General features: G+C 66.8%; 13 protein-coding genes and 1 pseudogene. 10 read left to right on the forward strand and 4 right to left on the reverse strand.

Going from position 1 to position 13878, the window contains the following annotated elements:
• The 3 genes from B3547_RS06160 to B3547_RS06170 form a co-directional block, all read left to right on the forward strand.
• Positions 1–637, forward strand: a 637-nt coding sequence (locus B3547_RS06160) for an SDR family NAD(P)-dependent oxidoreductase (protein WP_292961244.1), incomplete at its 5' end; no start/stop codon positions are given.
• Between the two features lie 21 nt (positions 638–658).
• Complete coding sequence (locus tag B3547_RS06165) at positions 659–1435, forward strand: glutathione S-transferase family protein (protein ID WP_194919372.1); 777 nt, start codon at positions 659–661, stop codon at positions 1433–1435.
• A 30-nt stretch (positions 1436–1465) separates the two neighbouring features.
• Positions 1466–2203: an alpha/beta fold hydrolase gene (locus B3547_RS06170; protein WP_292961250.1), complete on the forward strand. Its 738-nt coding sequence runs from the start codon at positions 1466–1468 to the stop codon at positions 2201–2203.
• Positions 2204–2232: 29 nt separating this feature from the next.
• Here the strand turns inward: B3547_RS06170 and B3547_RS06175 are convergent, their stop codons facing one another.
• Complete coding sequence (locus B3547_RS06175) at positions 2233–2634, reverse strand: VOC family protein (RefSeq protein WP_292961252.1); 402 nt, start codon at positions 2632–2634, stop codon at positions 2233–2235.
• Positions 2635–2724: 90 nt separating this feature from the next.
• Positions 2725–3580 (reverse strand): annotated as a pseudogene (gene purU / locus B3547_RS06180) (formyltetrahydrofolate deformylase).
• A gap of 123 nt (positions 3581–3703) precedes the next feature.
• On the opposite strand from purU, the gene ligM reads away from it, so the two are divergent.
• On the forward strand, positions 3704–5104 hold the full coding sequence (ligM, locus tag B3547_RS06185; RefSeq protein WP_292961254.1) for a vanillate/3-O-methylgallate O-demethylase: 1401 nt from the start codon (positions 3704–3706) through the stop codon (positions 5102–5104).
• A gap of 78 nt (positions 5105–5182) precedes the next feature.
• A complete protein-coding gene (locus tag B3547_RS06190) occupies positions 5183–6058 on the forward strand; it encodes a methylenetetrahydrofolate reductase (RefSeq protein ID WP_124810201.1) in 876 nt (291 codons plus the stop codon).
• 99 nt (positions 6059–6157) lie between these two features.
• Here the strand turns inward: B3547_RS06190 and B3547_RS06195 are convergent, their stop codons facing one another.
• Together B3547_RS06195 and B3547_RS06200 are read right to left on the reverse strand one after the other, a co-directional pair.
• Entirely contained in the window at positions 6158–7078 is a 921-nt protein-coding gene (locus B3547_RS06195; RefSeq protein ID WP_194919377.1) for an SDR family NAD(P)-dependent oxidoreductase, read from the reverse strand.
• A gap of 111 nt (positions 7079–7189) precedes the next feature.
• On the reverse strand, positions 7190–8104 hold the full coding sequence (locus tag B3547_RS06200; protein ID WP_292961258.1) for an SDR family NAD(P)-dependent oxidoreductase: 915 nt from the start codon (positions 8102–8104) through the stop codon (positions 7190–7192).
• Between the two features lie 192 nt (positions 8105–8296).
• Here B3547_RS06200 and B3547_RS06205 point away from each other — a divergent pair, with 192 nt between their 5' ends.
• From B3547_RS06205 to B3547_RS06225, 5 genes are all read left to right on the forward strand, one after another.
• Positions 8297–9721: an MFS transporter gene (locus B3547_RS06205; RefSeq protein WP_292961260.1), complete on the forward strand. Its 1425-nt coding sequence runs from the start codon at positions 8297–8299 to the stop codon at positions 9719–9721.
• Positions 9722–9780: 59 nt separating this feature from the next.
• Complete coding sequence (locus B3547_RS06210; RefSeq protein WP_125954501.1) at positions 9781–10521, forward strand: nuclear transport factor 2 family protein; 741 nt, start codon at positions 9781–9783, stop codon at positions 10519–10521.
• A gap of 4 nt (positions 10522–10525) precedes the next feature.
• Positions 10526–11956: an NAD-dependent succinate-semialdehyde dehydrogenase gene (locus tag B3547_RS06215; RefSeq protein ID WP_292961264.1), complete on the forward strand. Its 1431-nt coding sequence runs from the start codon at positions 10526–10528 to the stop codon at positions 11954–11956.
• Positions 11957–12058: 102 nt separating this feature from the next.
• Positions 12059–12748: a DUF2490 domain-containing protein gene (locus B3547_RS06220; protein WP_292961266.1), complete on the forward strand. Its 690-nt coding sequence runs from the start codon at positions 12059–12061 to the stop codon at positions 12746–12748.
• Positions 12749–12782: 34 nt separating this feature from the next.
• Entirely contained in the window at positions 12783–13844 is a 1062-nt protein-coding gene (locus B3547_RS06225; RefSeq protein ID WP_125954504.1) for an amidohydrolase family protein, read from the forward strand.
• Positions 13845–13878 lie beyond the last annotated feature (34 nt).

Genomic DNA, 13878 nt, shown 5'->3' on the forward strand with positions numbered 1-13878 from the left:
GCTGGAACAGGCGGCGGCCGCGTTGCGGGCCGAAACCGGCGCGCGCGCGGCCTTCGCCGTCGCCGATGTGGCCGACAAGGCAGCGCTCACCGCCGCGCTGGACGCCGCCGTCGCGGCGCATGGCCCGATCGACGGCCTGTTCCTCAACGCCGGGATCGGCGGCACGTTCGCGCCGGTGGAAGACTATCCGGACGATGCCTTCGACGCGGTGCTGGCGGTGAACCTCAAGGGCGTGCTCTGGGCGATCCAGCATGTGCTGCCGTCGATGAAGCAGCGCGGCGCGGGCGCGATCCTGGTGACGGGCAGCCTGGCCAGCGAGCGCGGCTTGCCGATGAACGTGGGCTATGTCGCCAGCAAGCACGCGGTGCTGGGCCTGTCGCGTGCCGTCGCCAGCGAGGCGGCCGCGTTCGGCGTGCGCTGCAACTGCATCATCCCCGGCCTGATCGATACGCCGATGCTGGAAGGGCTTCCGCCCGAAGCCGCCTCGCAGATGGCGCAGGCGGTGCCGCAGGGGCGCACCGGCGCGGCGGCGGAACTGGCCGAGGTGGCCGCGTTCCTGCTGTCGGATGCGGCCAGCCACGTCACGGCGCAGGCCTGGGCGGTGGACGGCGGGATGCTGGGAACGATGCGCGTCTGAACGCGCCCACGGGAGAAGTCTATGGCCCTGAAATACTACCACGCCGAGCCGGTGGCGAACTCGCTCAAGTCGATGATTCCGCTCAAGGAAAAGGGCCTCGCCTACGAAAGCGTCTATGTCGATCTGCACAAGTTCGAACAGCATCAGCCGTGGTTCGTGGCGATCAATCCCGAAGGGCAGGTGCCGGTGCTCGACCACGATGGCACGGTGATTACCCACACCACGGTCATCAACGAATATCTGGAGGATGCCTTCCCCGATGCGCAGCCTGCCTCCGGCCCGCTGCGCCCGCGCGATCCGCTGGGTGCGGCGCGGATGCGTTACTGGAACAAGTTCGTCGACGAGCATGTGATGAACTTCGTCTCGATGCACGGCTGGCACCGCATGATCGGCGTGATCGCGCGCAATATCGAGAACGGGGAGTTCGAGAAGCTGCTGGAGAACATTCCGCTGCCCGACCAGCGCAAGAAATGGGCCACGGCGCGATCGGGCTTTTCCGAGGCCGATCTGGCCAACGCCACGGCCAAGATCGAATACGCGGTCGACAAGGTGGAAAGGCAGCTGGGCGAAACGGCGTGGCTGGCGGGCGATGCCTACACCCTGGCCGACATCAATTTCTACGCCCATTGCGGCATGATGGTGGAGCGCATGTTCCCCGAACTGGAGATCGCGAAGCGCGCGCCGCGCCTGGTCGACTGGCGCGAGCGGATGACCGCGCGCCCCGGCGTGGCCGAAGCGCTGCGCGGCGAGGACCGCACCGCGCCGGGGCTGCGCACCTGGACCGGGCATGTCCGCTAAGGCGCGGCGAAAGGGAGAAATGGGAACGACATGGCCGGTTTTGTCCTGATTCATGGGTCCTGGCACGGCGGCTGGTGCTTCGATCCGGTCGCCGAGATCCTGCGCGCGCGGGGTCATGCCGTGCTGGCGCCGACGCTGCCTGGCATGGGCGGCACGGCGGAGGAACTGGCGGCGGTCACGCTCGCTGGCTGGGCGGATTTCGCGCTGGAACACTGCCGCCGGCTGCGCGCCGAAACCGGCGGGCCGGTGGTGCTGGCCGGGCACAGCCGGGGCGGGCTGGTGGTCAGCACGGCGGCGGAGCGCGATCCGCAGGCGATGGACGCGCTGGTCTATATCTGCGCGATGATGCTGCCTGACGGCCTCTCGCGCGCCGAGTTCAAGAAGCTGGAAGGCCCCAACCCCGCGTTCGACGCCGTCATCAGCCCGGTCCACGGCGGCGTGGGCACGGTGGTCGATCCGGCGGCGGCGGGCGCGGTCTTCGCGCAGGTTTCCCCGCCCGATCGGGTGGCGGCGGTGCTGCCGCGCCTGATCGCCGAGCCGCACGGCCCGCGCTCGGAAAAGCTGGCGTTAACGCCGGAACGGTGGGGCAGCCTGCCGCGCACTTATGTGGAATGCACGCAGGACCGCACGATCCCGATCGACAGCCAGCGCAAGATGCAGCAGTTTTCGCCGGGCGCGCGGGTGGTGACGCTGGATGCGGACCATAGCCCCTATCTGTCGCGCCCGGTCGAGCTGGCCGATGCGCTGGAGAGCGGCATTCCGGCCTGAGACGGGCGGCTCCGCGCGGCAGGCGGGGTTCAATCGCCGAAGAAATTGAGTTCCAGCAGCACGTTGTTGGGATCGGCGGTGAATATCTGGCGCAGGCCGATCGCGGCGACGGTATTGACCTGATAGGCCATGCCACGCGCCTCGATCCGGGCGATCATTTCGTCATAGCCGGCGCAGTTGAGCGCGACGTGGTGGATCGCGCCGGTCAGGTCGCCGGGGCGCACGGTGCGGTCGAACGCGCGGGGGCAGTCTTCCGAATTGATGTGGATGATCGCCCGGCCGGCATCGTCGTACATCCATTGCGCGTTTCGCGGCGTGAGCGGGGCAGGCGCGTCGCGCCGTTCGAGGCCGAGCAGGGAACGGTAGAATTCGGCGGTTTCGTCGAGCCGGTCGGTAATGATGTTGACGTGATCGAGCGCGTTGACGCGCATGGCCTTCTCCTCTCGCAAACCGGACCGGAGGCGGCCCTGGACGGTGGGCTGGGGGCGGCGGGCTGGTGACCCCGCCGCCCGGCAACCGCATCAGCCCTTGAACACCACGGTCTTGTTGCCGTTCAGCAGCGCGCGGTCCTCCAGATGCAGGCGCACCGCTTCGGCCAGCACGCGGCGTTCGATGTCGCGGCCCTTGCGCACCAGATCCTCGGGCGTGTCGGCATGGCTGACCGTTTCCACGTCCTGGTGGATGATCGGGCCTTCGTCGAGATCCGCCGTTACGTAATGCCCGGTGGCGCCGATCATCTTCACGCCGCGCGCGTGCGCCTGGTGATAGGGCTTGGCNNCCCTTGAAGCTGGGCAGGAACGAATGGTGGATGTTGATGCAGCGGCCCGACAGGAACCGCGCCAGATCGTCCGAGAGGATCTGCATGTAGCGCGCCAGCACCACGAATTCGGCGCCCGTTTCGTTGACGATGCGCTTCACTTCGGCTTCCTGCTGCGGCTTGGTATCGCGCGTGATCGGCAGGTGGTGATAGGGCACGTCGCCGATCAGCGAGATGTTCAGCGCTTCCTTGGGGTGGTTGCCGATGATTGCCACCACGTCCATCGGCAGCTCGCCCAGCCGCGTGCGGTAGAGCAGATCGCCCAGGCAGTGATCGAACTTCGAGACCATCAGGATGGTGCGGCGCTTGGCCGCGGTATCGCGCATGGTCCAGTCCATGGCGAACTGCTGCGCCACGGGCGCGAAGGCGGAACGGAGCGCGTCGGCGCCCGCTTCGCCGGGATCGAACACCACGCGCATGAAGAAGCGGCCCGATTCGGTATCGTCGAACTGCTGCGCTTCGAGAATGTTGGCGCCCGATTCGAACAGGTTGCCGGTGACGCGGGCGACGATGCCCGGCTTGTCCTCGCACGAAAGCGTCAAAATCAGCGGTGCACTCATCAAAAGTCTCTCCCGTCTGCGTGGGCCTCATAGGGCGCACGATTTCCGATTGCGAATCTCGTTTGATATTGTATGTGTTGCATACAAATTTTCAACCAGCCATTTTTTGTCGGGAGAGAAGGCATGGCAGCCAAGAATCTTGAAGAAGTCCTCAACGCGGGCGGCAACATCGTCGAAATGCTGCGCAATTCGCAGCTCGGCGCGTATGTCTATCCGGTGGTCGCGCCGGAATTTTCGAACTGGCGTTCGGAACAGTGGGCCTGGCAGCACAGCGCGGTGCTGTTCGACCAGTCGCACCACATGGTGAACCTCTATATCCGTGGCAAGGACGCGCTGAAGCTGCTGTCCGACACCATGATCAACAGCCCCAAGGGCTGGACGGTCAACAAGGCCAAGCAGTACGTGCCGACCACGCCTTATGGCCACGTCATCGGCGACGGCATCATCTTCTGGGAAGAAGAGGAATCGTTCACCTATGTCGGCCGCGCGCCGGCCTCGAACTGGCTGCGCTATCACGCGGCGACCGGCGGCTATGACTGCGAGATCGAGCTGGACGACCGTTCGCCGATGCGCCCGATGGGCAAGCCCGTCACCCGCAAGGAATGGCGCTTCCAGATCCAGGGTCCGAACGCCTGGGCGGTGATCGAAAAGCTGCACGGCGGCCCGCTGGAACAGCTCAAGTTCTTCAACATGAGCACGATGAACATCGCCGGCAAGACCGTGCGCACGCTGCGCCACGGCATGTCGGGCGCGCCGGGCCTGGAAATCTGGGGTCCCTATGCCGAGCAGGAAGAAATCCGCGCCGCGATCCTCGAAGCCGGCAAGGAATTCGGCCTGATCGCCTGCGGCAGCCGCGCCTATCCGTCGAACACGCTCGAATCCGGCTGGATCCCCTCGCCGCTGCCCGCCATCTACACCGGCGAAAAGCTCAAGGGTTTCCGCGAATGGCTGGGCGCCGACAGCTACGAAGCGACCGGTTCGATCGGTGGTTCGTTCGTGTCGGACAACATCGAGGATTACTACCTCAACCCGTGGGAACTGGGTTACGGCAACTTCGTCAAGTTCGACCATGACTTCCACGGCCGCGAGGCGCTGGAAGCCCTGAACCCGGCCGACCAGCGCAAGAAGGTGACGCTGGCCTGGCACCCCGAGGACATGACCAAGATCGTGGCCTCGCTGTTCAACCCCGATGGCGAACAGTACAAGTTCTTCGACACCCCGCTCGCCAACTATGCCTCGTCGAACTACGATCGCGTGGTCGATGCGGGCGGCAAGACCGTCGGTTTCTCGATGTTCACGGGCTATTCGTACAACGAGAAGCAGGCGCTTTCGCTCGCCACGATCGATCCGGAAATCCCGGTCGGCACCGAGCTGCGCGTGGTGTGGGGCGAAGAGAACGGCGGGACCCGCAAGACCACTGTCGAGCCGCACAAGCAGATCGAGGTCCGCGCGATCGTCTCGCCGGTCCCGTACAGCCGCGTCGCTCGTGAAGCCTACGCGGAAGGCTGGCGTACCGCCCGCTGATGCAATGAAGACTGGCCCCGCCCGGATCGCCGCAAAGGCGGCCGGGCGGATGGCCTTCCATCAAAAGAGGATCCCGTTATGGCAACACCCCTGATCCATCCCAACTGGGACAAGGCGCCCGACGGGATCACCGACGGCTTCAGCCTGGAGATGACCGCGAAGGACGAGGCCTCGCTGCGCGACGCCGCCCCGCTCATCCCCGCCGATACGCCGATCGCCGTTACCTTCCTGCCGGGCGAGGACGTGGCCGCACGTGTCGCCGCGACCGTGGCGGTGCGCGAGCTGGGCTTCGAGCCGATGCCGCACTTCTCGGCCCGCCGCATCCTGTCCGAAGACGATTTCGAAGGCTATCTGAAGGCCGTGGTCGAACAGGCCGGCGTGGAGCGCTGCTTCATCGTCGCCGGCGACCCGCCCGAGCCGCAAGGCCCCTATTTCGATACCTCCGCGCTGATCGCGACGGGCGCGTTCGAGCGCGCCGGGATCAAGGCGATCGGCGTGGGCGGGCATCCCGAAGGCCACCCCAACATGACCGTGGCCGAATGCTGGGCCGTGCTGGAAAAGAAGGTGGCGGAAATCGAGCGGCGCGGCATGGCCCCGCTGATCGTCACCCAGTTCGGCTTCGATCCCGATGCGTTCCTGGCCTGGCTGAAGGAGCTGCGCGCGCGCGGCATCGACGCGCCGGTGCGCATCGGCGTGCCGGGGCCGGCGGGGATCAAGCGCCTGCTCGCGTTCGCCGCGCGCTGCGGTGTGGGCGCGTCCACGTCGGTCCTCAAGAAGTACGGCATCTCGGTCACCAACCTGCTCGGCTCGGCCGGGCCGGACAAGCTGGTGAACGCCTTCGCCCAGGGGCTGGGGCCGGAACACGGCCGGGTGCGCCTGCACTTCTATCCGTTCGGCGGTCTGGTGAAGACGCTCGAATGGATTCACGAGTACAACCGCAAGCACGGCATCTGACCGTGCGGGACCGTTCTCTCCCCCTCGGAGTCGAGAGGGGCAGCTGAGCGCGTTCCCCTCTCCCAACCCTCTCCCCTGAAGGGGAGAGGGCTATTTGTTTCAGAAATCCGCCGCGCGCGATTTGCGCCGGGCTTCGGCGAAGGCATCGTGGCGGAACTTCTCGAAGGCCACGCGCTGATCGAAGCCGGGGTCCTTGGGGTAGTCCTGATATTCGGCGATGATCTCGTCGAAGATGGTGCGCAGCTCGTCCTTGTGATCGGGGTGCGAGAAGATGTGCAGGCGGTTGTGGCGCATGGCGTCGATCACCCGCGCGCCGATCACGTCCGGCTCCATGCCGAATTCGTGGACCCCGGCAAGGCGCTCCACCGCTGCCTTGTCCACCGCCTTCATCTGGCTTTTCAGCGCATCGGGGCGGATATCGTCGCTGGCGTAGATGTAGCTCTTCACCAGGCCCGGGCAGAGCACCGACACGCCGATCTCGTATTGCAGCAGCGAATAGTGCAGCGATTCCGACAGGCCGCGCACCGCGAACTTGGTGGTGTTGTAGATGCCCGGCGTGCCCGCCGCGAGGAACGCGGCCATCGAGGCGGTGTTGACGACATGGCCGCCCTTCTGCTCGCCCGCCTTCACCCGTTCGACCATGCGCGGCACGAAGGTCATCACGCCGTTGATCACGCCGTGCAGGTTCACGCCCAGCAGCCAGTCCCAATCGTCGAACGAGCTTTCCTCGATCGGCTGAAACAGGTTCACGCCGGCGTTGTTGCACAGGATCGAAACCGGCCCCATTTCCGCCTCGACCCGGTCGGCGGCCTCGCGGAAGCCTTCGCGGCTGGCGACGTCGAGCTGCACGCCCATGACCTCGCGGTTGTCCAGCGCGGCCAGGGCCTTGTCGATCGAATCCTGGCGGATGTCGGCAATGGCGACCTTGCAGCCTTCGTTGAGCAGCTGGCGCACGAGGCCGATGCCGACGCCGTTGGCGCCGCCGGTGACGAAGGCGGTGCGGCCTGCGAAATCCTTCATATGTCTCCCCTCCGGTTTGCGGGAGGGGCCGGGGGTGGGCCTCTCCCTGAAATGTGATGTGCGTGGGATTGCCCACCCCAAACCCCTCCCGCCCGCGGGAGGGGTTTATGGTCAGGCGCCGGCGCGCAGCCGGTTCTGCCGTTCGATCTCGGCGGTGATTGCCGGGTTGCGGAACAGCATGGCGAAGGTTTCCTTGTATTCCGGGTTTTCCGGCAAGTGGGTCTGCACCGCCGCCGTGGTCGCTTCGCCGCGTTCGCGCACGCCGGCCAGGAACTCGCTGTGGGTGAGGATGTAGAGCTCGTCGTTGAGAATGCCGCGCAGCACGCGTTCGCCCACTTCCTCCTTGGTCTGGTAGAGGTGCATGAAGCTGCCGCCCGCCTGCCGGCGCTTGTCAGCCTCGGCATAGCCGGTTTCGGCAAGGTCGGCCGGGCGCGTCTTGCCGGCGTCGGCGATGTTGGACTGGACGGCGCCGGGGCAGAAGGCCGAGCAGATCACGCCGCGCGGCTCCAGTTCGGGGCGCATGCATTCCATCATCGCGGTGACGGCGGCCTTGCCGGTCGAATAGATCGTGGTCCCGCCCACCGGCACCAGCGCCGACATCGAGGCGGTGTTGACGATGTGCCCGCCTTCGCCGTGCGCCAGCATGCGCGGCAGGATCGTGACCACGCCGTTGATGGTGCCGCCCAGGTTGACGTTCATCACCCAGTCCCAGTCGGCGAAGGTGGCGAGGTCGGTGGGGCCGACCACCGCGACGCCGGCGTTGTTGCACAGGATGTGGATCTTGCCGAACTTCGCTTCAGCGGCGTCGGCGGCGGCGGCGAAGTTGGCGCGATTCGTCACGTCGAGCGGCACCGCCAGCACGCGGTCGCCCCCGTCCAGCTCGGCGACGGCCGAATCGAGGTGATCCTGGCGGATGTCGGCGATGGTCACGTTCATCCCCGCGCCGAGCAGCGCCTTGGCGATGCCGAGGCCGATGCCGCTGGCCCCGCCCGTGATGAAAGCCGTCTTGCCCGGAAGATTCTGCATCCTTGCCTCTCTCCATGCTGCGCCGCCCGCCCGGTTGTCACGGTCCGTTTCAGGGGCGGAGCCGGGTGCCGGGGCCATGCGACCATTCGTTATCGTCTTTTCTATTCACCAGCGCGAGATTGTATGCAAGACTAACAATTATCCGGTGCGAAAAACAGGTCGGAGAATCGACTGGCCGGGAGAGGAGAGCAGATGGCGGGAGCAGCATCCCCGGCGATGACCGGTGCGCCGGAAGTATCTGAAAGCAAGGCGGAAGAAGGGGGCGCCGAGCGGCGCTGGCCGTCAACCGCATCGGCCTATTTCGCGCTGTTCGCGATCATCGCGGCGACGTTCCTGAACTTTTTCGACCAGACCGTGTTCGGCATGCTGGCGCAGCGGATCAAGATCGATTTCGGGCTGACCGACGAACAGCTGGGCTTTCTGGGCGGCCCCGCCAGCGTGATCTTCTTCGTGTTCGTGGGCATTCCGCTGGCCCGGCTGGCGGACATCTATCCGCGCAAGCTGGTGCTGGCCGGCGGCATGGCGGCGACCGGCGTGATCATGGGGCTGGGCGGCATCGCGCAGGGGTTCGGCCAGTTCATCGGCAGCCGCATGTTCCTGGGCGCGGGCGGTTCGGCGCACGCGCCGGCCGCCTATTCGATGATCGCGGACTATTTCCCGCCGAAGAAGATCACCCGCGCCTTCGCGCTGCTGCAACTGGGCTTCATCGGCGGGACGACCGCGGGCGTGCTGGCCGGCGGCAAGCTGATCGTCGCGCTGGCGGGCTGGAGCGAGGCGCACGTGCTGGGGCTGCGGGTCCATAGCTGGCAGCTTATCCTGGTGGGCCAGGCGGCGCTGGGGCTGCTGGCGGCCGGCCTGCTGCTGCTGGTCAAGGAACCGCCGCGCCTCGTCCGTGCGCCGGCGGAAGGGCGCGTGCCGGTGCCGGAGCGGCAGGGGCTGGGCCGGCGCGTGCTGGCCTTCACCGGGCTGGACGCGGCCAGGGCGATCCATGCGCGTGGCCGGGTCTATTACCCGCTGTTCGGCGGGCTGGCGTTGAGCGCGATCGAAACGTTCGGCCTGATGTTCTGGCGCGTGCCATTCATGATCCGCACCTATGGCTGGGACGAGGGGCGGATCGGCTTGGTCATGGCGCCGATGCTGCTTGTCTCGCAGCTGGCCGGCGTGTTTCTGGGCGGCGTGTTCGTGGAATGGATGGCCAAGCGCCATGCCGATGCCAACGTGCGCTGCGCGGCGATCCTGTTCGCGCTCGTCACGATCTGCTCGATCACCGCGCCGCTGATGCCCACGGGCGAGATGGCGCTGGCGGTGTTCGCGCTGGGCGGCGTGTTCGGCCTGGCGGGCGCGGTGCCGCAGAACGCCGCGATCCAGCGCATCGCCCCCAACGAGATGCGCGGGCAGGTGACCGCGATCTACCTGTTCATGTTCACGTTCTTCGGCGCGCTCGGCAGCTTCGTGGTCGGCGTGGTCGCGCAGCGGATCGTGGGCGTGGAGGCGGAGCTGTGGAAGGCGCTGGTGATCACCGCCGGCACGCTGCTGCCGATCGCCACGCTGTGCATGGTGCTGGCCATCCGCCCCTATCGCGCCGAAGTGGCGCGGCTGGAAGCGGAAGGTCGTTGACAGTTCAATGAAGTTGCCGCAGTTTGTTTGCAACACGTACAATTCGGGAGAGTTTCCAGATGTCCGATTCCGATCGTATCGCCACGCTTGAAGCGCAGGTCGCCGAGCTTGGCCGCCGCCTGACCGTGCGCGAGGACGAGCTTGATATCCGCAAGCTCCAGCACCTCTACGGCTATCTCATCGACAAGTGCCTCTACAACGAGACGGCCGACCTGTTCACCGACGATGGCGAAGTGCGCTTCTTCGGCGGCGTCTGGAAAGGCAAGGAAGGCGTGCGCCGCCTCTATGTCGAACGGTTCCAGAAGCGCTTCACCTATGGCAACAACGGCCCGATCGACGGCTTCCTGCTCGAACACCCGCAGTTGCAGGACATCATCAACGTGCAGCCCGATGGCGTGACCGCGCTGGCCCGCGCCCGCTCCATGATGCAGGCGGGGCGCCACAAGGACTTCGAAGGCGACCAGCCCTGGCTCAAGAGCCGCCAATGGTGGGAAGGCGGCATCTACGAGAACACCTACAAGAAGGTGGACGGCACCTGGCGCATCCACATCCTGAACTACATGCCGATCTGGCATGCCGATTTCGAAACCGGCTGGGCCAACACCAGGCCTGAATACGTGCCGTTCCCCAAGGAAACCTATCCCACCGATCCGACCGGGCCGGACGAGCTGATCGAGGGCCACTGGCTGTGGCCGACCCACAAGCTGACGCCGTTCCACTTCCCCCACCCGGTGACGGGCGAGGAAATCGTGGCGCAGCGCTGGGAAGGCGATGAAGCCCGCGCAAAGGCGAAAGGCTGATCCGATGACGGCCTATCCTGCCCTCCACATGGTGATCGATGGCGAGCGCGTTGCCGGCGGCGGGCGCCGCACGCACGCGGTCGTCAATCCCGCGACCGGCGAGACCATCGGCGAACTGCCGCTGGCCGAGCCGGCCGATCTCGACCGCGCGCTGGAAACCGCGCGCAAGGGGTTCCGCATCTGGCGCGATTCGACGCCGCAGCAGCGCGCGGCGGTGCTGCAGGGTGCGGCGCGGCTCATGCTGGAGCGGCAGGACGACCTGGCCCGCATCGCCACGCTGGAAGAGGGCAAGACGCTGCCCGAGGCCCGCATCGAAGTGATGATGAACGTGGGGCTGTTCAACTTCTACGCGGGCGAGGTGTTCCGGCTCTATGGCCGCACGCTGGTGCGCCCGGCGGGCATGCGCTCGACCGTCACGCACGAGCCGGTCGGTCCGGTCGCCGCCTTCGCCCCGTGGAACTTCCCGCTGGGCAATCCGGGCCGCAAGCTGGGCGCGCCGATCGCGGCGGGCTGCTCGGTGATCCTCAAGGCGGCGGAAGAGACGCCGGCCTCGGCGCTGGGCGTGCTGCAATGCCTGCTCGACGCGGGATTGCCCAAGGAAGTGGCGCAGGCGGTGTTCGGCGTGCCCGACGAGGTTAGCCGGCACCTGCTGGCCAGCCCGGTGATCCGCAAGCTGAGCTTCACCGGATCGACCGTGATCGGCAAGCACCTGAGCAAACTGGCCGCCGACAACTGCATCCGCACGACGATGGAACTGGGCGGCCACGGCCCGGTGCTGGTGTTCGGCGATGCCGACATCGACCGCGCGCTCGATACCATGGTCACCTCGAAGTACCGCAACGCCGGGCAGGTCTGCGTCAGCCCCACGCGCTTCATCGTTGAGGAAAGTGTGTTCGACCGCTTCCGCGACGGCTTTGTCGAACGGGTCAAGGCGATCCGCGTCGGCAACGGGCTGGACGAGGGCGCGCAGATGGGGCCGATGGCCAACGCGCGCCGGCCCGAGGCGATGGACCGCCTAATCGGCGATGCCACGGCGCGCGGCGCGAAGCTGCTCGCGGGCGGCGAGCGCGTGGGCAATGCCGGGTTCTTCTATGCGCCGTCGGTCCTGTCCGAAATCCCGCTCGATGCCGCGGTTCTCAACGAGGAGCCGTTCGGCCCGGTGGCGCTGCTCAACCCGTTCCGGGGCGAAGCGGCGATGATCGAGGAGGCGAACCGCCTGCCCTATGGCCTGGCCGCCTATGCCTGGACGCAGGACGGCAAGCGCCAGCAGCGCGTGGCGCGCGAGATCGAAAGCGGCATGGTGGGCATCAACACGACCATGATCGGTGGCGCGGATGCGCCGTTCGGCGGGGTCAAGTGGTCGGGCCACGGGGCGGAGGACGGCCCGGAAGGCGTGATGGCCTGCATGGTCACCAAGGCGGTCCACGAAGGCTGACCGGGCAGCGCAACGTCATGGCCGGGCAATCCTTTGGAAACATGGGCAATCTAGCTGAACGGACCGTTTTCCGGTTCCCTCAGCGAGAATGCCATGCCGCGATTGCCCCGCCGTGCCCTGTTCCTGCCCGTGCCGTGGCTGATTCTGTCTCTGCCCGCGCTGCCGGCCCACGCCGCGCAGAACGATCACCAGGTCTGGGGCGTGGTGCAGGGCACCGTCGATCTGGGCGGCCGGGCGACATCGGCGTTCGACGTCCAGTACCGCGTGACCGACGGCGCCTCGCGCCAGGGGCAGGTGCTGATCCGGCCGGCGATCGGCGTCTACCTGAACAAGACCACGGCCGCCTATCTCGGCTATGCCTTCGTCACCACCGATCCGCTGGGCGGCACGCCGACCGACGAACATCGCGTGTTCGAGCAACTGACGTTCCGCATCGCCGGAGACGGCAAGGGGCCGACGCTGACCGCGCGCACGCGGCTGGAGCAGCGCTTCGTCGAGGGCTGGACCGGCCATACCGGCTGGCGGTTGCGCCAGCAGGTGCGCGGCACGCTGCCGTTGGGGGACCGGGGCGTGGCGCTGGTGTCCACGCTCGAACCCTTTGTCAGCTTCAACACCACCGGCTGGGGCCAGCGCGCGGGCTTCGATCAGGTGCGCGCCTTTGCCGGCGTCTCCCTGCCGGTGGCCAGGGGAATCGCCATCGAACCCGGCTACATGGGGCAATACATCGCCCGTTATCGGCAGCCGGACCGCATGAACCACGTTATCAGCCTTTCGCTGTCGCTGCGCAGGTGACCGTCGCCGGGCTGCTTCGGAAAAGGAACAGCCCATGACCAGTGACCACCCCCTCAGGACCGGCGGCGACCGCGGCTATCTGCGCATCGCCACCGAGGAAGCCTTCGCCACGCGCGAACAGGTCGACGTCTACCTGCGCATGGTGCGCGATGGCACGGCCGACAAGGGCATGCTCTCGCTGTGGGGCTTCTATGCCCAATCGCCGTCCGAACGCGCCACGCAGATCATGGACCGCCTGCTCGACCTGGGCGAGCGGCGGCTGGCCGACATGGACGCCTATGGCATCGACAAGGCGGTGCTCGCGCTGACCTCGCCCGGCGTGCAGCCGATGCTCGACCTTGCCGAGGCCAAGGGCATCGCCACGCGCGCCAACGACTATCTGGCCGAACGCTGCGCCGCGCATCCCGATCGCTTCATCGGCCTGACCGCCGTGGCGCCGCAGGACCCGGCATGGTCGGCCGCCGAAATCCGCCGCGGCGCGGGCGAGCTGGGCTTCAAGGGCGTGCAGATCAACAGCCACACCCAGGGCGAATACCTCGACGATCCCAAGTTCGACCCGATCTTCCGCGCGCTCGCCGATACCGGGCAGCCGCTGTACATCCATCCCGCCACGCCGCCGGACGCGATGATCGACCCGCTGCTCGAATCGGGCCTCGACGGCGCGATCTTCGGCTTCGGGGTGGAGACGGGGATGCACCTGCTGCGGCTGATCACCATCGGCATCTTCGACCGCTATCCCGATCTGCAGATCATGGTCGGCCACATGGGCGAGGCGCTGCCCTACTGGCTCTATCGCCTGGACTACATGCACCAGGCGGGCGTGCGGTCGAAGCGCTACGAACGGATGAAGCCGCTGAACAAGACCATCGCCGAATACATGCGCTCGAACGTGCTCATCACCAATTCGGGCATGGCGTGGGAGCCGGCGATCCGCTTCGCACAGCAGGTGGTGGGCGAGGACCGCGTGATGTACGCGATGGACTATCCCTATCAGGTGGAGGCGCGCGAGGTGCGCGACATGGACACCATGGACATCTCCCCCGAACTCAAGAAGAAGTTCTTCCAGACCAACGCCGAACGCTGGTTCGGTATCTGAACCGGCGCATGGGCGCCGCAGGTGGAAAGGGAGA

The sequence above is a fragment of the Novosphingobium sp. UBA1939 genome (assembly GCF_002336885.1).
Lineage (GTDB): Bacteria > Pseudomonadota > Alphaproteobacteria > Sphingomonadales > Sphingomonadaceae > Novosphingobium.

Bases quoted from the DNA above. Each gene is read 5' to 3' on its own strand.
- B3547_RS06165 (WP_194919372.1), top strand. From the start codon at position 659: ATGGCCCTGAAATACTACCACGCCGAGCCGGTGGCGAACTCGCTCAAG.
- B3547_RS06170 (WP_292961250.1), top strand. From the start codon at position 1,466: ATGGCCGGTTTTGTCCTGATTCATGGGTCCTGGCACGGCGGCTGGTGC.
- B3547_RS06175 (WP_292961252.1), bottom strand. From the start codon at position 2,634: ATGCGCGTCAACGCGCTCGATCACGTCAACATCATTACCGACCGGCTC.
- ligM (WP_292961254.1), top strand. From the start codon at position 3,704: ATGGCAGCCAAGAATCTTGAAGAAGTCCTCAACGCGGGCGGCAACATC.
- B3547_RS06190 (WP_124810201.1), top strand. From the start codon at position 5,183: ATGGCAACACCCCTGATCCATCCCAACTGGGACAAGGCGCCCGACGGG.
- B3547_RS06195 (WP_194919377.1), bottom strand. From the start codon at position 7,078: ATGAAGGATTTCGCAGGCCGCACCGCCTTCGTCACCGGCGGCGCCAAC.
- B3547_RS06200 (WP_292961258.1), bottom strand. From the start codon at position 8,104: ATGCAGAATCTTCCGGGCAAGACGGCTTTCATCACGGGCGGGGCCAGC.
- B3547_RS06205 (WP_292961260.1), top strand. From the start codon at position 8,297: ATGGCGGGAGCAGCATCCCCGGCGATGACCGGTGCGCCGGAAGTATCT.
- B3547_RS06210 (WP_125954501.1), top strand. From the start codon at position 9,781: ATGTCCGATTCCGATCGTATCGCCACGCTTGAAGCGCAGGTCGCCGAG.
- B3547_RS06215 (WP_292961264.1), top strand. From the start codon at position 10,526: ATGACGGCCTATCCTGCCCTCCACATGGTGATCGATGGCGAGCGCGTT.
- B3547_RS06225 (WP_125954504.1), top strand. From the start codon at position 12,783: ATGACCAGTGACCACCCCCTCAGGACCGGCGGCGACCGCGGCTATCTG.